Source organism: Halonotius sp. F2-221B, from assembly GCF_046719765.1.
GTDB lineage: Archaea > Halobacteriota > Halobacteria > Halobacteriales > Haloferacaceae > Halonotius.
This window is the reverse complement of record NZ_JABEBY010000021.1, coordinates 1-20,623: the sequence shown is the minus strand read 5'-3', so window position 1 is coordinate 20,623 and position 20,623 is coordinate 1. Positions and strand designations below refer to the sequence as shown.

General features: G+C 50.3%; 17 protein-coding genes. 5 read left to right on the top strand and 12 right to left on the bottom strand.

Going from position 1 to position 20,623, the window contains the following annotated elements; translation table 11 throughout:
- Nucleotides 1-499 precede the first annotated feature (499 nt).
- On the bottom strand, nucleotides 500-1,135 hold the full coding sequence (locus tag HKK80_RS13605; RefSeq protein ID WP_411800134.1) for a hypothetical protein: 636 nt from the start codon (nucleotides 1,133-1,135) through the stop codon (nucleotides 500-502).
- Nucleotides 1,136-1,356: 221 nt separating this feature from the next.
- Between HKK80_RS13605 and HKK80_RS13600 the strand changes: the two genes are divergently transcribed.
- Complete coding sequence (locus tag HKK80_RS13600; protein WP_411800133.1) at nucleotides 1,357-3,018, top strand: transcriptional regulator; 1,662 nt, start codon at nucleotides 1,357-1,359, stop codon at nucleotides 3,016-3,018.
- 493 nt (nucleotides 3,019-3,511) lie between these two features.
- On the opposite strand, the gene HKK80_RS13595 is transcribed toward HKK80_RS13600, so the two are convergent.
- Nucleotides 3,512-4,555 carry a transposase gene (locus HKK80_RS13595; protein ID WP_411800132.1) on the bottom strand — a complete coding sequence of 348 codons (1,044 nt, stop codon included), beginning with the start codon at nucleotides 4,553-4,555 and terminating at the stop codon, nucleotides 3,512-3,514.
- 445 nt (nucleotides 4,556-5,000) lie between these two features.
- On the opposite strand from HKK80_RS13595, the gene HKK80_RS13590 reads away from it, so the two are divergent.
- Nucleotides 5,001-5,234 carry a hypothetical protein gene (locus tag HKK80_RS13590; protein WP_411800131.1) on the top strand — a complete coding sequence of 78 codons (234 nt, stop codon included), beginning with the start codon at nucleotides 5,001-5,003 and terminating at the stop codon, nucleotides 5,232-5,234.
- Between the two features lie 243 nt (nucleotides 5,235-5,477).
- On the opposite strand, the gene HKK80_RS13585 is transcribed toward HKK80_RS13590, so the two are convergent.
- From HKK80_RS13585 to HKK80_RS13540, 10 genes are all read right to left on the bottom strand, one after another.
- On the bottom strand, nucleotides 5,478-6,674 hold the full coding sequence (locus HKK80_RS13585; protein WP_411800130.1) for a cytochrome P450: 1,197 nt from the start codon (nucleotides 6,672-6,674) through the stop codon (nucleotides 5,478-5,480).
- 265 nt (nucleotides 6,675-6,939) lie between these two features.
- Nucleotides 6,940-7,857 (bottom strand): D-2-hydroxyacid dehydrogenase, encoded by a 918-nt coding sequence (locus HKK80_RS13580; protein ID WP_411800129.1) that lies wholly within the window; start codon nucleotides 7,855-7,857, stop codon nucleotides 6,940-6,942.
- Entirely contained in the window at nucleotides 7,854-8,270 is a 417-nt protein-coding gene (locus HKK80_RS13575) for a DUF3830 family protein (protein ID WP_411800128.1), read from the bottom strand. Before HKK80_RS13575 ends, HKK80_RS13580 begins: the two co-directional genes overlap by 4 nt.
- 24 nt (nucleotides 8,271-8,294) lie before the next feature.
- Nucleotides 8,295-9,551, bottom strand: coding sequence for a M20 family metallo-hydrolase (locus HKK80_RS13570; RefSeq protein ID WP_411800127.1), 1,257 nt, complete (start codon nucleotides 9,549-9,551; stop codon nucleotides 8,295-8,297).
- Nucleotides 9,548-10,960, bottom strand: a complete 1,413-nt coding sequence (locus HKK80_RS13565; protein WP_411800126.1) for a dihydroorotase — start codon at nucleotides 10,958-10,960, stop codon at nucleotides 9,548-9,550. Before HKK80_RS13565 ends, HKK80_RS13570 begins: the two co-directional genes overlap by 4 nt.
- Nucleotides 10,957-11,988 carry an ABC transporter ATP-binding protein gene (locus HKK80_RS13560; protein ID WP_411800125.1) on the bottom strand — a complete coding sequence of 344 codons (1,032 nt, stop codon included), beginning with the start codon at nucleotides 11,986-11,988 and terminating at the stop codon, nucleotides 10,957-10,959. The genes HKK80_RS13565 and HKK80_RS13560 overlap by 4 nt, the downstream gene beginning before the upstream one ends.
- Nucleotides 11,985-13,076 (bottom strand): ABC transporter ATP-binding protein, encoded by a 1,092-nt coding sequence (locus tag HKK80_RS13555; protein ID WP_411800124.1) that lies wholly within the window; start codon nucleotides 13,074-13,076, stop codon nucleotides 11,985-11,987. Before HKK80_RS13555 ends, HKK80_RS13560 begins: the two co-directional genes overlap by 4 nt.
- Nucleotides 13,073-13,969: an ABC transporter permease gene (locus HKK80_RS13550; RefSeq protein ID WP_411800123.1), complete on the bottom strand. Its 897-nt coding sequence runs from the start codon at nucleotides 13,967-13,969 to the stop codon at nucleotides 13,073-13,075. The genes HKK80_RS13555 and HKK80_RS13550 overlap by 4 nt, the downstream gene beginning before the upstream one ends.
- Nucleotides 13,966-14,994, bottom strand: a complete 1,029-nt coding sequence (locus HKK80_RS13545; RefSeq protein ID WP_411800122.1) for an ABC transporter permease — start codon at nucleotides 14,992-14,994, stop codon at nucleotides 13,966-13,968. The genes HKK80_RS13550 and HKK80_RS13545 overlap by 4 nt, the downstream gene beginning before the upstream one ends.
- Nucleotides 14,994-16,682: an ABC transporter substrate-binding protein gene (locus tag HKK80_RS13540; RefSeq protein ID WP_411800121.1), complete on the bottom strand. Its 1,689-nt coding sequence runs from the start codon at nucleotides 16,680-16,682 to the stop codon at nucleotides 14,994-14,996. Before HKK80_RS13540 ends, HKK80_RS13545 begins: the two co-directional genes overlap by 1 nt.
- A gap of 324 nt (nucleotides 16,683-17,006) precedes the next feature.
- Here HKK80_RS13540 and HKK80_RS13535 point away from each other — a divergent pair, with 324 nt between their 5' ends.
- From HKK80_RS13535 to HKK80_RS13525, 3 genes are all read left to right on the top strand, one after another.
- Nucleotides 17,007-17,798 (top strand): IclR family transcriptional regulator, encoded by a 792-nt coding sequence (locus HKK80_RS13535; protein WP_411800120.1) that lies wholly within the window; start codon nucleotides 17,007-17,009, stop codon nucleotides 17,796-17,798.
- A gap of 350 nt (nucleotides 17,799-18,148) precedes the next feature.
- Entirely contained in the window at nucleotides 18,149-18,880 is a 732-nt protein-coding gene (locus HKK80_RS13530) for a hypothetical protein (RefSeq protein WP_411800119.1), read from the top strand.
- A 356-nt stretch (nucleotides 18,881-19,236) separates the two neighbouring features.
- Nucleotides 19,237-20,229 carry a transposase gene (locus tag HKK80_RS13525; protein ID WP_411800118.1) on the top strand — a complete coding sequence of 331 codons (993 nt, stop codon included), beginning with the start codon at nucleotides 19,237-19,239 and terminating at the stop codon, nucleotides 20,227-20,229.
- Nucleotides 20,230-20,623: the final 394 nt, after the last annotated feature.

The following is a 20,623-nucleotide window of genomic DNA, read 5'->3' as shown; positions in this document are numbered from 1 at the left end:
GCTTCGTTTGGGAGCGTTGCCCGCGGCTGAATCCAACACTCACCGATGTCATCTCCATCGGCGGACAGTGTCGTGCCAGCGGGCTCTGTCGGCGGTGCTGCCGTCTCAAATCCAGAATCGGCGGCGAGTGTTTGAGCGGCCTGTGGAAGTGCCTCGGGAACAAGATTAACCGCAAACCCGAACGGAACGCGTTGATTGCGGGTCACCGATGCAACGTGCCACGCCTCGGTAGGCGCGTCGGCATCGCCCTCCAGTGTCGCCGTGACCAGATCACCTGTCTGCAGTTCGTCGATGCTATCCTGTTGATCCGCTGGGTACCCGGTCTCATACACTGAATACAGCTGTGGCTCCGCAACCGCCTGAAAATTGATGTGGCGCACTGACTCGACAGCCCGATAGACACGGAACTGTCCTGACCGTGTGTCCATACAGTAGCTTCGCTGCCGATACGCTTGAGCATCAGGGTGGTAGTCGGTCACCAGTGCGTGGGTCTGCCGAGCTACGATTGAGTAAGAGTGGTGTACTGCACGGTTTCCTCATCGGCGGTCGCAAGCAGAGTCGCTCGTGGAAGGGGTGACTGTAGGTCAAGATGATCTTCAGGCACCAACGGGGCCGGAACGGGTTTGATGCCATCGGAACGCATTGCACTCACTCCGGAATATCTCCCAATGGCTCCAGCACGATTGTAGAGTACGAAGCGGCCGTCTTCATCACGAGCATACCGGTTTGGGAAGGCTGTCTGCGAAGGCGCAGGACAGGCAAGATCTTCGACAGCATCGAAAACTACAACGGGTTTGTCACCGGCCATGAGGTGTAGTTGCGATGATTCACCCTGGCGACCAGAGGCCTCAGTCCACCACAGGTGCTCGTCTGTGGTGATACAAGCAAAGGAGTCGTCTGCTAGCTGTATCCTGTGTTCAACGGTGTGAAATCGGCGGAAACCGTCCCGCCGATCAGCGAGTGCAAACGGTTCTGAAAGGAGCGCATCGATCGCGCTGCGGTCGTGTTTGTCGACAACCAACAGCGGCACCCGTCCGCCGCCGGCAGCGTTTGCGATGGCTGAGATGACGGTTAGCGGGCGGCTGTTTGCAACTGGTATCACTTCCAGGGGTGCATCGGGTTCGATCATCTCCATGGAACCACCGCGAGCGATGGTAGGCTGACCCTCGTCGATACAAAACCCTCGGGCCTGGAGATCCTGCCTGACAGGATCGATATCGACTGAAGAGAGGCACGTCATTACCAATATATAGGGCTGGAATAGTATAATTGCGCTGCTATCGCCCATTGTAGATATGCGTTTATTATTCCAATACAAACGATATATTTATAAATAAATCGGTCAAATTGGAATATATGAGGGGTACAGCAATACAAATCATCGAGTCTCTACGCGATCGATCGTACGCTGTCGGCGAGTTAGCTGATGCGATCGACAAGAGTCAGAATTGGACTTCGGAGGTCGTGAGCGACCTAGCTGACGAGCATCTCGTAGAACGGGATAATGGCGTACAGCTGGCCGATACGTATGAAGCAACGCTCTGTGCTGACCTGATCGAACGCTATGATCTAAATAAAGTGCTGACAGGAACGAAAGAAGATGTTCTCAGTGCACTCCTTTCGGATCCGAAAACCATCGGCGAGTTACAGCAAGCGGGCTTTGCAAAATCGACGCTCTACGAACATCTGAATGAGATCCAAGAAACCGGCGCGATCGCTAACACAGATGACGGGTATGCTATTACTGATGAGACGCTGCGCTCATTTCTCAGGGCCAGAAGGCGAGAGAACCCGTTTGAAACAGTGTATCACGCAAACGGAGCCCGACTCATCGAAACGAGAAATGACGATGGGGATGGGACACCGACTGCGTTCTCTGCGTTCACTCGCTACGGTGTTGAGTTTCACTCCGCGACAACCTACGTCTATGAGGGAGATCGGCAACTCGATCTTGAGGCGGTCTTGATCCATGCAGTAACCGTTGCAGAAACCAAGAAACAGATGGCGATGGCTGGCGTCTTCTATCTCACCCACCGCGGGACGCTTGATACCAGTGAGTGCTGGCGGCTGGCCAACAAGTGGGAGTGTGTCGAGCAGTGGGCGGATCTATTGGCCTATGTTGACCAGCGAGCGGTTCACGACGCCGATCTATTTCTTCCGTGGGGGGAATTCATTGATCTTGCCAATGACTACGGCGTTTATCCCCGCGGGCAGCATCCGGAAGATAGTCTCCAGCGAGGCCTCGAAGAACTTGGCGAGAGCCTTGTAACGAGTGTTGATGTGTATCTCCTCGGCGGTGGCAACCTCATTTTGCGAGGTCTGAAAGACGCAACAAAGGATGTCGACCTTGTCGTTGAGGACAAACAGACGTTTCTGACGATCGCTGAGACACTACAGGAGTTAGGCTACGAGGAACGAGGGACGCTGGAGACAGCATACGCCCAACTCGATCCGAACATCGTTCTTGAGAAGGAGGGGTTCCCACGGTGGGATATTTTTGTCGAGGCCGTTGCAGGCCAACTCCGGCTGACCGAGGCGATGATACAGCGGTGTGATGAGTCACTCACGTATGGGAATCTCACCGTTCATCTGCTTTCGTTAACGGATATCTTCCTGTTCAAGTCGATCACAGAGCGGGAAGGCGATCTCGAAGATGTTGCATTGATTGCTAAGCAAGCGTCGCTTGATTGGGACGGGATCTTCGAGGAGATCAAAACACAGGAGCGACTCACGGATCAACTGTTTTCCTTTGCGGTGCTGGATACGCTTGATATTCTTGCGGAGCGGTATGATATTGTCGCGCCAATCAAACGAGAGCTTGTTTCCTACTGTCTTGAGAATGCATTGCTTGTCTCATTGGAGACGCCAAAAACAATCGAAGACCTCCGTACAGAACTCGACTTCCCCGACCATCGAATCTACAACAAACTTCGGCAGCTGGAGGACGACAGCCAGATTTCTGTCGATCGGAGTGGTCGCCTCAACACGTATCAGCGGGATGGGCCACTCGATCGTTGATGCCGGTGAGACTATGTCCCATACATTGTCTAGCATACTGGCGTCAGGTAATCGATAGTGGTGGGCTGTCGGGCGTTTGGAACCGATTTGCGAGTGTTCGACTGAACTATCCCTCTCCGCGTTTTGGATACTTTGACGGCAGAGTCACTTCACTCGCAACGTGGTGTGGCTTCGGTAGTGTCGATGATGGCTACTTTATTTGTTCAGCGTCTTTGTTCAGTGTCTTTGTTCAGCAGCTGATTGATACAAGTTACCATTGGTAGGTTCCAGCCTTCATTCAATAAGCGTGCCATCCAAGTGAGCGTTGATAATGGATAGATTGCCGTCTTTCATATCAGAGTTAGAATATAAAAAGCGGCCAGCAGGATAGATATGACAGAATAATTTTGATAGTTTTCATGGGAGAATATTATTCTGAGCATCTAAGTGCGAAATATAGAACTAGTGACAGTGCTGCCGCTCCAGCGGGGCGGCAAGCACTGTCGCTGTCTGGTCAGCCTACGTCGTGATCACGCCAAGAGAGATACCGCTGCTTGGAGTCAGTGAACAGTGGTTGGAGCTGTTCCACAGACAGCGATGGAAACAACTCTCGCCCCAGCGAGAGTGATTTGTTTCGGGAGATCAGTCCCTGCTTGATCGTTCGAACGTACATCTGTCGCTTTAGAAACGCTTGACCATGCTGGAGTGATCGAAACCGACGCTTGATTCGCGTCGGTTTCGTGTGGCCGTAGTAGCGTTCGAGATTGTTTGTCGTGCTTGGAACCGATTCATCACGGAGATGTACGGCGAATTTGTCGAAATTCTCCATCACTTGCTCAACGTAAGTGCGGAGTTCACTCGGCAGGTGCTCGATCTTGTCGAGCACCGCCTCGAAGCGGCGAAGCCCTGCCGCGTAGGACGGTGCAGCGAAGACGCTCTTGAATTCGCTCCAGACAATCGCGGCCTGAAGCTTCTCCGTGTCTGTGTATCGAACACTCTTGAAAACAGACGTATGAAGCGACTTCTCGCCGTTTTTGATAAAATGGAAGTTACACCGGTGATGGACTGCCCCGAGATCGTCCTCGACGATCTCTGGGTAATCAGATCGCCCATCGGTAGTGATCACAGCAGTTGGTTTTTCCTCAAGGACGGTAGTGAGAAACCAGCGAACCGTTTCCTTGGTGCAGTCACCAACAATGGTCTCAGCCACCGGCGCACGCATCAACTCGTCGTAGATAGTGAGGCGATAGGCGCGATTTCCGTTGACTGTGAGATACTGCTCATCGTAGGTGTAGACGCCGGAGTAGACGGGGAGATCGTTTTCGACGATCTCCGCCGTCGGTTCGGTTAGGCAGTTATGGATTTGTTGGTCAGCAGGACGAACACCACGGTGAACGGTGAGAATGTCCTGGATACCCTCCAGAGAGGCGTCAGCGAATATATCAACAGAGTCAGCAAGCTGTGACGCTGTCCGTGGATAACGGTGGTTGTCCTCAACCGACGGATGGGTTGGTGTAAACGAGCCGCACCGGTTGCAAGAGTATCGCTGCACCCGCACGGGCCGACGGCCGTGCGGGTGCCGCTTGTATCTTCCATTCTTGACGGCTGTTGTGCCACATCTGGGGCAGTCTGGTTCAGGAAGAGACAGAACCGAAAGGTCATCGTCAGTTGGTACGATAGAACCAGTTGGTGTGGACTTGCTTGTCACAACAAACTGTCCGCATCGTTCTTCCAAGAAAGTGAAAGATAGCAGTGCTGCTTCACAGCACTGCGGTGGTTAGGACACTATCTATCAGATGCCATTCACAAGTGATTGACTCAGTATCACGATTCACTTGGAAGTACGGTATAGGGTGGAATTACTTCTGTATCGAGTGTTTCTCTATCGTATTCAGCGGCCCCCGATTGAGATGCCGTCGGCGGATTTTCCATGAAAATATTATGATGGTATTGGTTGTTTAGTTGTTACTACTTCATCGGGGAAAGTTCTGCAACCAATTTAATTGCAGAAAACGGACTCATCCGAGCTTCGAGAGATCACCATCGATACCGACGTCGACATCGTCGAGCTGCTCGGCCCAGAGGCCGGCCGCGACTATCGCGAAGTCGTGATCAACGATCGCGATCCAGCTGACGTGTCTCAAGAGCACAACCGCAGCCAGGAGATGGTCGAAAAGAACGTTCGGCGAGCGAAAGATCGGAAACGAGATCTCGAAGAAGCCGGGATCGAGACGTGACCTGCTCTGTAGAGATCGGGCCCTGTCCGGAATGCGGGTACATGTGGCAAGGACATCCGAAACCCCAGACAGCGATTTGCCCTCGCTGTGCAGACTACGGTGTTGGAGCCGACAACAGTGACACCCCACGTGTCGAGGTGCCGGATGCCGGAGAGGTATAGCTAACCAACACTGAGCAGGTTATGCTTTAGATTGTTGGAGCCTTCTATTGATTTTAAATTCGTAGGTAGGGTTTACAAGGTTTTATTTCGAGTTTGTTTTCACTGGTAATTTTTCAAATCCCAAGTCAGACGGTTTCGCTAGGGGGATGTAAGAGTCACGAACGGTTATGTCCTCAAAGTAATCAAACAACGTCTTGAGGATAATTGATGCCTCCAAGCGTGCCAATGGGGCACCGATACAAGTGTGTGATCCACTCCCAAAGGCGATATGGTCGGGGTCGCGCTCTGAAATGAATGTATCCGGATTGTCAAATATGTCAGGATCTCTGTTCGCAGAACCAATCCAAAGAATAACTGTTTCATCTTGTCGGATGGTCATACCCCCAATTTCGGTTTGCTGTTTTGTCTTCCGGGCACGTGCTTGTAGTGGCGATCGATATCGAAGAATTTCCTCTAAGACCACATCAATCTGAGATTGATCGATACTCGAATAGCAGTCGAATTTATCCAATAGGTAAACGCTGTTTGCGAGTAATGACGTGAGAGTTCCTTGTCCTGCTAGAATAAAATTGAATGCATTAGAGCCGATGGTAATATCGTCCAACTCGTCATCCTCGATCAACTTGGATATCAAATCATCTTGTGGTTCCGCTCGTCGTTTCTCGACGAGATCACTAAAGTACTCGACGACGCTGGATAGTCGTTCTGGCTGTTTGCTATCAAAGTCACTGAATTCACTATATGTTACCTCTCTAAAAGTCAACAACCACTCTATTACTTTGTCTATATCCTCATCAGGAACTCCAACCATGCTCATAATAACACGCAGCGGAAGTGGCTCAGCGAGCTCACTCACAAAATCAAATTCCGTCCCGTTCGCTACTGCTTGATCAAGTTGATTTGTTGTGAGCTCCCTAATCGTATTTTCGAATTCGTTGATTTCGCCGGGACGAAAGTATTTGAAGAATTCACCTTTGGAACGTTTGTGTTGAGACCCATCCATCCAGACGATGGCATTGTCGATATACGAAAAGGGGGATGTCCGATTTGAATTATCAGCCAAGCTCTTACGAACGAGAGCATTATCCTGCAGTCCGTTTTTCACCTGTTGAAACCCAAATACATCATAGACCTCCCGTTGGCTATCATAGTGTATCGGGGATTGACTCCGCATTTTTTTGTACCAATCAAATGGATCATGGAGGCCAGCCTTTGTTTTCAGTGGAGTCGGTGCAGATTCAAACACTTCGAAATCGTTTCCCGCCAAAACTTTTGACATACTCATGAAAACGATTTAAAAGTAAATATATCTGTTCCTATTACTATCATATTTATGGATGCAGGTGGTATTTATAACCATTACCTTATATTAGTCAGAATATTTGATGAGGTGTCTCAATTGGCGATCGCGATTATTTCAGAAGTAAAAACTGCCCAGAGGCACACTTTGAGAGAATTGTATGACAAAAATCGGAGGCGTCTACAGGCTGGGTAGGTCGAGTGCCTCGGGGCTTGACCTCGAGGCAGTCCACGCCGCTTGTCGTTTATACCGATTGGAGATCGTCAATCGCATCAACAAGAATGTCTGTACAGCGATTCCAGTAGTTTGGGGTATGTCCCGCGTTGTGAGGTGTAATCAGACAGTTTTGGAGGTTCCAAAGGGGGTGATCTCCAGGCAGTGGCTCAGGATCAGTAACATCGAGTGCTGCCTGTTGGATATCATTCCCACGGAGAGCCGATACCAACGCATCTGTATCGACAACTGGCCCTCGAGCTACATTGATGAGCATGGCATCGGTGGGAAGCCCGTTGAACACTTGCTCATCAATTAGGTTGTCTGTTGTTTCTGTTAGTGGACAGGCGAGTATGAGGTAGTCGCTCCGAGTAGCGGCAGCCAACGTTTGATCATACCCGACGATTTCATCGGCATTACCCGGTTTATCGGGTGTATATCGGATGCCGATAGTCTCGACCCCGAAATCATTGAGTCGAGCAATAATTTCCGTCCCAATCGGTCCCATACCGACGACAGTAGCCGTTGCCCCGCGTAGCTCTCCCCCTTGGAAGTGGTTCCATTCTCCACGTTCGTTTTGCTCCCATGCTTGACGAAGGTTTCTGACATCAGAGAGAATGTATCCAAGCACTTGCTCGGCGATATTCGGGCCGTGAACACCTGATGCATTTGTCACGGTGACATTCGCTTCGTTGAGCACATCTAGTGGTAGGTGGTCAGTGCCGGCAAAGGTACAGGCGAATACGTCCAATGTATCGGATTTCTTGACGAGTTCTGGGTTGATTTGATACCCAGTTGCCACTGATGCAGCTGTCAGATACTTCTCCCGTTGATCTGGGGTATATGCTACCGTCACCTCCTTGTCTGGACAGGCCTCACGAATTGTCTCAGCATAGTCTTCTGGATCAAGCCCATGGATTTTGTCATGAAGGACAACGATATCAGTCATGCCTGCACCTCCTGGATCGCCACATCATACGCCCCATTTTGAAGAGTGGCCTCCTCAATCTCTTTGAGTTCTGAGGCGGTGGCATCAATTGTCGCGAAGTGATTGCCTGCAAGTTCCCCAGCTGGGCTTTTGAAACAGGTTGGCCCACATGGGACAAGAATTTCTTGTTCGTTTCGATAGCCAGGGTACAACAAGAGATCTCCACGTGAGGGATAGACTGTATGATTTTCTCGAGGGATCTCGGGGAGATCAATCTCATCGATATTGATCCATGTCGCAATTCCACTCCATCGAACATGCATGAGTTCTGATTCTAATGGAAGGAGCTCTCGAACCGCTTTGACTGATTCTGGAGCTTGGTCGTCGTGTAATTCTGCCTCGAATTCTGTGTCGTTTACTTCAATTTGTATCATTGTGATTGGATGTATCGGGTTGGGTCACTTCGCGAGCTGTGCAATCGAGGCTGCAAGGATTTGTGTGGCTGAGGTGCAATCCTCCCAATCAGCCTTCTCTTTCGGTGAATGGGAGTATCCGTTTTCAGAGGCCACAAACAGGAGTGCCGCATCAGTCACGTCAGCGATCTGCATCGTATCGTGACCTGCACCCGAGTGGATATCGATTGTGTTCACCTGGTGATCCTCACTGACCTGCTTGACAGTGTCTCTGCACCGATCAGACAGTGGCGTTGGTGGGATGTCGTAATCACACGTGAACGTCGTCGAGATCGGTCGGTTAGCCTCGATCTCGTTGAGCTTTCCTTGGACGTGCTCAAGTTGTGATGTTATCTCAGACTGCTTGGTTGATCGGAGATCAATCCGAAGGGACACTTCACCAGGGACAACATTCACTGTGTTTGGTTCCGGCGTGAGGTGACCGACTGTACCGACAGCAGTCTCACTCCCGCTTGACGCAATGTCACCAGCGTGGCTTTCTACGGCGAGGACAAGCTCACTCGCTGCAGTGAGTGCATCCTGCCGTTTATCCATGGCTGTGGTACCTGCATGGTCTGGGTGTCCTGTGAGCGTCACGTGACACCGGACAGTGCCGGTTATATCCGTAACAACTCCCAGTGGAACACCTGCGTCGTTGAGACGCGTTGTTTGCTCAATATGCAGTTCGAGCCAGCTATCCCATTTGTTGGCGTCGATTCGATCGGAGCCGTGATATCCGATATTTTTGAGGGCCTTCTCCAGCGTGATGTCACCATCTGACTGTGATAACATCTCGTCAACACTGGCCTTTCCAGCTGCGACAGTCGAACCGAGAACGCCCTCTGCAAATCGGGTTCCTTCTTCTCCGGTGAATGAGACAACTTCGATTGGCCGCCGTGGCGATATCTTGCTTCGCTGGATCGCACGCACACTTTCCAACGCCGCAAAAACTCCAAGTGGGCCATCGAAGATACCTCCGCGAGGAACTGAATCTAGGTGGCTTCCTGCGGCCACAGCTGTGCTCTCGGGATCTGCATTTGGGGGAACCCACCGGCCGACGATATTCCCGACCGGGTCGATACTGATATCGAGCCCAGCGGCCTTACACTGGTCGACGTAATAATCCCGGGCCTTCCGATTAGCTTCATCTGCTGGGAGTGCTGTTCGCCCACGGCCCTCGGATGATTTTACAGCCCCAAATGTGGCCGTTTGTTCGATATCTTCTCGAAGCGCATCACCATCGATGATGAGATCGTCAGTCATCGATGGGTCTCCTGTGGCCCCCAGTGTGGAACCGGTCGTTCACGGAACTCACCATAACCTGGATCGGCCACAACGCCAGTCTCATCAACAATGCAGTTTCCCCGAAGGTAGGTCTGTTTCACCCGACCGGTTACCTCCCGGCCCTCATATACTGAATAATCGGCCCGAGATTCGTTCTCGTCGGCTGAAATCGTATACGTTTCATCGGGATCGAATACAACAAAGTCGGCGTCTGCGCCGACTGTCAGTCGGCCTTTATTTCGAAGCCCAAATGTGCGTGCTGGGGATCGCGCCATGGCATCGACGAGGAATTTGTAACTGTATCCCCGCCGATTGATAGCCTCATCATGAAACACAGGGAGACTTGTTTGCAGACTGTTGACGCCAAACGAGCAGTCCCACCAGTTTTCAACTGTTTTGTCAGCTCGCGTTGAGGCGACGTGATCAGTTGAGACAATGCTGAGTGGGCCTTCTCGCAGGTGTTTAAACATCGCATCCACATTTTCCTGTGTTCGGAGTGGTGGTGATTGAAGTGCGAGTGTTCCTTGTTCTCCGTAGGCTTCCTCAGTCAATGTCGTATAGTGGGTGCATGTTTCACCCCGGAATTGACTGCCGTCTTCACGGACTGCTGCCAGTGCAGTGGCAGCTGCATCAGATGAGGTATGGATCCCATAGTACTGACACCCAGTTGCCTCAGCTACTGCAGCGGCATCTGAGAGGGCCATCGCCTCTGTGTAATCTGGACGTGCTTCTGGATAGTCCGTTGCTGAATTTCGGCCTTCTTCTTGCTGTTTTTCAGTCAATGCCTGACAAACCGAGGCATCTTCTGTATGCAGGACAGCCACAGCATCAAGCTCGGCGAGCCGATCAAAGGCGATCTGTAAGAACCCGTTGGAGACCGCAATATCGTAGGCGGTGAAGAATTTGAACGTCGGGATTCCAGCTTCGACAACCGATTCAAATTCGTCCACTACTGACGGATCTTCCGCCGTGACCGTCGCATGGAGTCCATAATCGACATACGACTCGGTAGCCTTCTGTTTTTGCCGTTCGATCGCCGTATGTAATGATCCCTCGTCCATCCACACAGCGTCATCGGAATCATCACTGCGTTCTCCGTTCCATGTCTGCCAGGCGAAATTGATAACCGTCGTAATTCCGCCTCTTGCTGCTGCGGCAGTTCCAGTTTCGTAGGTATCGATGGAGTTGAAGCCATCAATATGAACATGTGGATCAACAATCCCAGGAAGGACAAGCTGTCCATCTACATCGAGGGTCTGATCGGCTGATGGCAGTATCTCTTGGTTGCCAACGGCCACGATTGTGCCATCGTCGACTGCAAAGCCAGCATCGATCGTCCCATCTGTAGTGACAAGCGTCCCACCAACAACGGTTAGATCAACGCTCATACCCCCTCCTCCGGAGTTTCATTGGTGGTTTCAAGCAATGCATCGAATCCATCTGTATCCTCATTGTAGGCAATACACTGTACCTCAACGTCGTCTACGTGTTGTGTGTCTGGATGTTGCATGGAACATTCTTCTGTTGCATGTGGGCAGCGTGGATGTAGTCGGCAGCCGGACGGAGCTTCTCGAGGACTGGGAATCTCTCCACGTAGCGGTTCACTGTCTGGCCTGTATGCTTCATCACTGTCCGATGTTACCGGAATCGAGGAGAGCAACGCTCGTGTGTAAGGGTGTTTTGGTGATTGGAAGATCTCCTCAGTCGGCCCTTTCTCTTGGATCTCTCCGAGGTACATCACCGCTGTCTCATCTGCAAAATTTCTAACAACTGAAAGGTCATGGGTGATAAATAGATACGTCAGATCGAGATCCTCTTGGAGATCTCTCAACAGATCGATTATTTTAGCTTGTACTGACACATCGAGTGCACTCGTAGGCTCATCAAGGAGCAAGAGTTGTGGGTCTACTGCGAGTGCTCGGGCAATATTGACTCGTTGTTTTTGCCCACCACTCAGTTCGTGTGGATATTTGTACAGATACTCATCAGTAAGCCCAACGCGATCGAGCATTTCCCGTACTCGTTGATCCCGTTTATTTTTGTCAACACCTGTCGCTTTGAGTGGGACACGAAGTGATTTTTCGATCGTCCGCCGTGGATTGAGACACGATGTTGGATCTTGGAATACAAGTTGGATATCACTCCGAATCGTTTCCAACTGCTCTTTGAGCGGATTGGTAATGTCTTCGCCTTGGTACCGAATGAGCCCTCCTGTGGCTTCGTGAATATTGATGATCGTCTCAGCGACAGTTGATTTGCCACTCCCAGATTCTCCGATCAGGGCAAGTGTTTCTCCCTCATCTACTGTGAGTGAGATCCCATCAACGGCCTTTACTGGTGGTTTATTGTCAAACCACCCCGTATTCGTGTCAAAGTATTTCTCGAGGTTTTTGACTTCCAATACTGGGGCCGTCATTGTTCACCACCAGTTTGAACACTACCGTTTTTCATCAACCGATGTTTGGTTTTCTCGTTTGTTGGAGTCGTCCCATCGTCTGTGTGTCGAACACAGACCGCATGGGAGTTATCCCCGAAGGACACCTCCGGGGGTGGTGACTGTTTGCATTTCTCATCAGCATATGGACACCGTGGATGGAATCGACAGCCAGAGGGTGGATCGGTATACTTTGGCACAGAGCCGTCTATGCCGCCTGCCATCTCTTCTCCAGACAGCTGCGGGATAGACGCGATCAGTCCCTGCGTGTAAGGATGGTGAGCATCTTCGAAGATCTCCTCGGTGGGAGCGGTTTCGACAATACGGCCCCCATACATGATGTAGATCCGATCGCTAACCTGCCGGGCGACCCCAAGGTTGTGGGTAATCATGAGAATGCTCATATCGCGATCTTCAATAATGTCAGTGAGCAAGGAAAGAATGCGATCATGCACTGTCACATCAAGCGCAGAGCCCGGTTCATCTGCGATCAGTAGATCAGGCTCGTTGAGAAGTGCCTGGGCAATGAGCGCACGTTGTCGCATGCCGCCTGAAAGCTCCGAGGGGTAACTGTTCAATACCGCCTCGGGATCCGGCATTTGAACCTCTTTGAGCATCTCAACAACACGGTCGCGTGCATTGTCTCGCTCTGCTGAGGAGCGGCGGCGTCGGAAATATGAGAGTATTCCGCCCTTATTTTCGCCACCAAACATGGCAGTATCGATGAGCTGTTCACCGATGGTGAAGACCGGATTAAGGCCTGAGAGGGGATTTTGGAAAATCATCCCGAGTCGATCACCATTGAGACTCTTTCGGTCGTCTTCTGAGAGTGCACGAAGATCCATACCATCGAACTCAACAGACCCATCTACATGCGCAGGTGGTTCCTCTAGAAGTCCAGTAATCGCTTTTGTCGTGACCGATTTTCCACAGCCTGTCTCGCCGACAATCGTGACGATTTCACCCCGATCAACTTGAAGGTCGACATCACCAACGACATCGGCATAGCCATCGAAGCCATCGAAGCCAACTGAGAGATCAGTGACTTCAAGCAACGAATCAGAACTCATTGTTCGACCTCCACATCAAAGAGATCACGCAGCCCGTCACCGAGCATATTGAATCCCATAACGAGGATGAAGATCGCGATTCCCGGCATTATGGCAATCCACCAGTCTGTCGGGAGGAAATTAGTTCCATTCGCGACCATTGTTCCCAATCCAGGCTTCGGCGGCTGAACACCCAAGCCAATGAAAGATAATGATGCGCCAGTGAGGATGACGATCCCAGCATCCAACGTTGCTTTCACCAACAGCGGTGAGAGGCAGTTTGGAAGCAGTTCACGAAAGAGGATATGTGACGTACTTGCCCCTGATATTTTTGCCGCTTGTATGTACTCTTCATCTGATTGGCTGGCAGCCAGTCCACGAGCCAATCGTGCATACCATGTCCACCACAAGGATGCGATAGCGAACATGGCGATTTCGAGCGTTGGTTCGAATGCAGACGCGATTGCGAGTGCCAACACCAGTGGGGGCAATGCGAGAAATGTGTCCGTTACTCGCATGATAATTGTATCAATCCATCCACCAGCGTAGCCAGCTGTGAGCCCCAATGTGACCCCAACTGGGACACCAAGACCTAACACGACCGCAACTAAGGTCAGTGCAATCCGATATCCGAAGAGGATTCTGGTGAGGATATCACGCCCAACGTCATCTGTACCCAGTGGATGTTCTAAACTCGGCTGTTGAAACGCGTTAGCGAAATCAGTGAATGTTCCTGCGTGTTCGGGGTACGGCGCTATATACGGTGCGAACACTGCAGCGATCGTGATGGTTACCACGATAATCAGGCCGATGACACTCATCGGCTGATTCGTAAATCGCTGGTAGGATCGATACCACAGCTCTCGACGAGCTGGTGAGACGAATTGGTCTAGTCGAGACGTTTCAGTGCTCATGTGCTATCACCTGCAAAGCTGACCCGTGGATCAAGCATGCTTGTTAGTATGTCGACAATGAGGTTCGCTGTGACAAACGCCAACCCGATCACCATTGTGACACCGACGATGGCGTTGATATCCGATGACAGCACGGACTGAACGCCATACTTGGCAACTCCGGGCCATGAGTATACGATCTCAATTACGAAGGCCCCGCTGAGCAGCCAAGCGTATTGCAACCCGAGGATTGTCAGCGTCGGGATAAACGCATTCTTTAGTGAGTACTTGTTGACAATCAGCCACGACGGAAGCCCGTAGGCACGTGTGGCCTCGATGTAGTCTTTGCCCTCAACATCGATCATACTGGATCTGGTAATCCGGATCACTTGTCCTAAGCCTCCAAACGAAAGCGCAAGTGCAGGAAGCAGGAGATGCTTCCAGGCATCGATATGTGCTGCAATCGACCCTGAGAGGATCGTATCGATAAGCATGAATCCCGTTGTAGTGATCACTTCATCCCCATACGTTGAGGAGAGCCGACCTGTAATTGGGAACCAGTCTAAGTAATATCCAAACAATAGCTGGAACAGGATCCCAATAAAGAAGCTCGGGACACTCACCGCTGCAAATGCAAAGAAGCGAGTCGTGTTATCGACAACGCCGCCTTGATGCCGCGCAGCGAGTATCCCAAGCGGGATGCCGAGGATAGCCATGAAGGCAAAGGCGAGTGTGATCAACTCGAATGTTGCAGGCAGCTTGGTGACAAGATCATGTACGACGGAGTTTCTCGTCTGTAAACTCTGTCCGAGATCACCCACAAGCAGTCGGCGCATGTACTCAATGTACTGTACCGAGAGTGGATCGTTGAGTCCAAGCTCTGCAGAGAGCTGATTAACCTGCTCTTCGCTGGCGAACGCACCCAGTGCTAACCGTGCCGGGTTCCCAGGAAGTACCCTGGAAATAATGAATATGAGGATGGACAGTCCCAGCAGACTGGTAATCATCCCCGAAATGCGGCGGAGCAGTGACCTTACTCCTGACATTAGACTTGGTGGAGATCACGGAACGTGTACTCGAACCCTTGTGCCGGTCGGAGTGTCAGCCCTTCAACATCGTTTTGGAACCCGATCGTTTTGACCGTGTGATAGAGATGCATATCACAGTAGAGATCGCCAAGGGTATTCTGTAACTCAGCGTAGATTTCACTTCGTGCGTCTGGATCTGGAGTCTGGCGGGCTTCATCGATAAGAGAATCAACGTCATCATTTTCGAGATGTTCCATGCTCATCCACGTGCTGGCGGCTTCAGAGTGGAACTGGTTGTAGAACATTGAATCCGGAGAGGGATAGGTAGGGACGTAGAACACCTGACTCGTGTGTGGGGTATCCTCTGGAGAGGCAGCTAACTCCGTGATTGTCCCCCATGTCTGTGGGTTCAATTCGACGTTGATTCCAATATCCTCCATATTGTCTTGGAAAAGCAGAGCGATCTGCTCTTGGAAGGCATACGATTCTGTGAACGTATTCGAGATCGTCAGTTCACCTTCTGAGTAGCCGGCTTCTTCAAGGAGCTCCCGTGATCGCTCCGGGTCATACGATGGCTGAACAACTTCGTCAGTATGTTCAGCCCATGTCGGTGGGAGAGGCCCGTGGGCCCGGTTCATATCAGGGCGAATCTCGTTGACGACCTGCTCGTAATCGAAGCCCCAGCAAATCGCTTCGCGAACTGCTGGATCATCAGTTGGAGCTTTTTGTGTGTTGATTTTGTTGTAGAGCAGCCCAAACGTTGGCATCTTTTCGACGCGGGCATTATCCATCCCTTCGATGGCCTCATACGTCTGCGTATCCTGATACTGACCGCTCATATCGAGTTCTTCGTTCCGCATCAGCGTTCGAACGGTCGAATTTTCGGTAATAATCCGCACTTCAACGGTATCAAAGGAGCCATCTGGGAACCCTTTGAAGTAATCATCAAATGCAGCGAAGGTAATCGAATTTCCACGGGAGAAACTATCCAGCTGGTAGGCACCCGATCCAGCGTCGTTGTTATTGATGAATTCCTGTCCGTAGTCCCCACGGTCTCCGAACTCACCATCGCTCAGATTCTCCATAATGAGCGTCTTATCAACAATAAACAGCAACACCATAATGGGGAGGAATGGTGTGTATGATCGATTCAGCTCGAATGTGACTGTCTGCTCGTCTTCGACAGTAATGTTTTCTTTTTCCAGGATGCCAGTCAGGAGAGAAGCGTATCCCTGATCGATATCCATGAAGCGTTCCACGCTGAACTGTACATCTTCTGCAGTTACGGGATTACCACTGTGGAAGGTAATCCCTTCTTCCAGTGTGAACGTGTAGGTTGTTCCATCCTCTGAAACACTCCAATCAGAGGCCAAATTGGGTTGTAGTGTCCCTTCGCTATCTGGGAACACTAGAGGATCGTATAAATTCACCAATGCCATCGCCTGCACGTAATCCGTCCCTTTGGCAGGATCGATGGTGCCCATGCGCTGTCCGATATTGGCTACCAGTCTGGAGTCCGAACTTCCACTACCAGATGACTCATCATCGGCTGAAGTGGTATTTTCACCGCCTGTACAACCTGCAAGACCTGCTGCACCGACAGCACCAAGGCCTGAGAGGAATCGGCGACGCGATTTGTTAGTGAGAAGATCAGTGACTGAAATCTCACCTGACTTTTCATCATTTGAGGTGTGGGTTTCGTTCATTCTTTGTCCTCCGTTATTCCGAAGTTAGTTTCAGCTTTGTTCCGTTTCTCGGTCAGAATATGAGATATCATATTCATTGTCGAACCAGATTAGTCGATTGGCTATTGTTAGATAAAGATTTCGCAACATACGTCATATTCAATAAAATTTGTTGTTCGTAATAGACGAACCAAACTATGTGATGGGTACTAGCTCTCACACAGTATAGTCAAAAATTTCAAATTTCGCTGTCTTTTACAGAGATTCTAAAGTATATAATCAGTATTATAGAGTAAGTGTTCGTGTTATACGAACAGTTTAGTGGACAGAAAAACAAACCCGAATATGGTTGATACAGACAATAAAACACGGACTCTACAGACGGTTTCTACTTCTCTTGAAGTCTTAAGCGAACTCAAAGAGAATGATACTCTTGGAGTAACGGAACTCGCTACACGTCTAGATATCTCAAAAAGCAGTGCACACGCCCATTTAGCCACTCTTGAAAACAAAGAGTTGGTTATCAATCGAAACGGAACGTATGAGCTTGCTGTCAACTTATTCACTTTTGGTCAGTACGTTCGTGAGCAAAATCTGTTGTATCAACACGGGAAATCGCAAGTCGACAAATTGGCTGACGATACAGGTCAATATGTCCATATTGTCACTGAAGAAAATGGGTGGGGAATTAATCTCTATCAAATAAAGGGCGAAACCCGTGTGGGAGGAGACTACCAGCAGAATAAACCGCAACGGAGAGATCATCTTCATTATACCGCCTCTGGGAAGGCAATTCTCGCTGCCCTACCCGCTGATCGGGTTCGAGAGATCATCGAGAGCAATGGACTCCCTAAACAAACATCAAATACCATCACGAGTGAACGTGAACTATTCGAAGAGTTAGAGTCGATTCGTGAACGCGGCTATGGCTACAATGATGAAGAAGAGATCGAGGGATTTCGTGCCGTTGGGACAGCTGTAAGAGGCCCTGGTGGTGAGGTTCTTGGTTCATTAAGCATTTCAGGCCCGACGAGTTTCATGCAGGGTGACCGGTATGAAGGAACTATTCCCGAACGTCTAATTAACGCAGCCAATGTTATTGAAGTCAATCTAAATATGAGCGAGACTAATCAATAATTTCTATTTGTTAGCACAACAAAGAGGATTGAGTGTTTCATATAACCGAACGGCACCGATATAGAGATTTCACTCCATATAGTGCTGTAAATATATTATTATGCGGATATTCATTGGTTGATTACTGGATTATTATTTCGCCCGCGGAATACGACAGACCGGATTCTCACGACCGGTTCGTTGGGTCGCCGGTATCCCTCTAATAGTTACTATTCTAATATTCATATGAATACTTTGGTAATAGAATGGTATAAGTACTATCAGATGAAAAAATAATCACTAATACCAAGTGTATGTGTGCTATTAATCAGATTAGAGCCAATAATTCAATTTCTACTGCTATCGATCATATGGAAACCGAGCAGACCCGTCTGGCTGCTGAACAAACAGCGTTCGATCGGTTTGGCTCTCGGATCGAACGTCTATCCCCGGATAAAAGGCCGTCTCAGGATCGGAGGGTTGGATACGAACAACAGGTTGCGCCACAAACACTGTCAGTGGTTCGTGAGGCCTACAGTGAAACGGTAATGGATCTATCTCACTATGAGGACGACTACGACGACACCTATGAGGAAAGTATCACCGAAGAATTTGGCCCTGAGCTAGCGGTGTTGCTCACAAAATCTGATCACTTCCTGCCTACTACGAAAGCTACTCTTGTGGACAAGATTGATATCGCAATCCAGCAGCGGGAGGCATTCCAACGACTCGTTAATCGTGAGCTACAGTCGCTTCGATCGGCGGCTACGGACATCCGATCTGTCACTGACACGCTTGCAGAGCTTTCAGACACTCCGTTTGAATCTTCATCATTTGGTGCCTTAGATGCATACTATCAGCAAACGGATGTCCTCTTTACTGAGTGCGATGCGATCGCATCCGATCGGCAGAACGATTTGGTAGCGATTCAACGATCGTGGCAGTCCAATGCCTCCCTCCGTGCATTGGTAGATTATTTCTATCAGTCCCTTCCGGTGACGTATCCAGTCTTAGCTACCCTCGGTGAGCTTGGTGAAACGATTTCAAGAGTGCGTAGGGAAATCGAACAGGCCATCATTTACGGGCAGAGTGCTCAGTTGTGAGAGAACGGTGAGTTCTGGTTTAGAGGACAAGTTGTAACATAATAGGCAACTTATTTATAAATATCTTGCATATTTTGAGATAATTTTCTTCGGGCACTCCACGCTCTCGATGGGCCGATGAAACGATAGTCCCGTCATTGCTTCCGACAACCCACCTGATTGACATCCTCACCCGCCTGAAGGCGGGGTGAATCCCGAGCGTTGAGATATTAGGGTTTGCAGACTCCCTGTTCTTGTGGGTGAAACGCACCCGTGGTTGTCTCGAACAGGTAGACTTCTGGCTGTGCCAAGCAGCCGTTACGAGGGTGTCATAGAACAGTTCGCATACCAAAGAGCAGGGTGAACGCTGAGGTGGAATGAGTTCAGCGACCCTGCAAGATGATCCTTCGGTAGAATCGTTCTTCAATGTCGTGGAAACGGAGACGTTGGCGTTGTTTGAGCACCTCTCCTTCGAGTTTCTCGAAGAGTTCGATGTGTTCGCCCCGGCAGAGACGGGGCGAACACGAGATCTTGAACCGCCAGAGATGATGCGTGGATTTCTCTATTGCTACTACAAGGACATCTACGGCATCCGTCCGGTTGCACGAGAACTGAACAACACCGTTGTCTGGCTCAGCTGCGGCTTTGATCGACCGCCGTCGAGAGACGCGGTCGATCGCTTCCTCACTGATCTTGAGCACGTCGCTGATCAGGTCTTTGACCATCTCGTCGAGCAGGCCGCCTTGCGGGGCCTGCTCGACTTGACGTACTCCATCGATTCAACCGACGTAAGAGCGATGCCTGCCGACCCAGACGCCTCAAAGTGCTATGATCCAACCGATGATGAGTACTACTACGGCTACGGCTGCACAATTGTCTCGACCGGGCAAAAGATCCCGATTGCAGCCGAATTCACCGAGAGTAAGCAAGCACCAGAGGAAACAGCGATGCGCGTCACGCGTGACGCGCTCGCCGTCAGGAAGCCGATTTGGATGCTTGGAGACAGTGCCTACGACACGCTCGACTGGCACGACCACCTGCTGGACGCAGGCGTCGTGCCAGTCGCTCCGTACAACGCGCGAAATACTGACGACCCGAAAGATATCGAGTACAGGGTCGAAGATCGTATTACCGACCACAGTGAGGACGTGCAATTGAAGCAATCAACGCTGGACGAGACGTACAACCGGCGGAGTAGCGTCGAACGAACCAATGAGTCAGTGAAGATCTGTGGCCTCGGGCGAACGCACGCCCGAGGCCGCGTTCATGCACGAGCACAGGTTTTCCTTGCGCTGTGTCTTCGACTTGTCGTCGCAATCACCAATTACGAACGAGGAGATAATCCGGGAAGTACCGTGATCACGGTATGAGAAGAGTTCTATGACACCCTCATAGAGTAGTATACTAACAAACATAGCTAACCAACTGTTAGCCCTGAATCGCGCGATTTGTTGGGTAGCATGTTGATTGGTCTCTTTTATATCAACACAGAAGTACTCTTCCACAGGATTTTGGACTCACCGTTGTGGCTGCTGATTCTACTATTTGTATGTAAAGTCGAATTTGCAATATGGATTTAATATTCAAACATTAATTTTTGACAATCTAATGACCACCAGTGAATATAAGTGGAGATGAAATTATTTGGTCGCGTCGCAAAGTCCTCTAGAGTTTGCCTCTGGTGCTCTCAGTTGAGAGGTCACAGCTCATTGCTGTTTTGGTTGATCGCTGGAGCAGTTCGTCAAGGAACAACTGGTAGTGAGA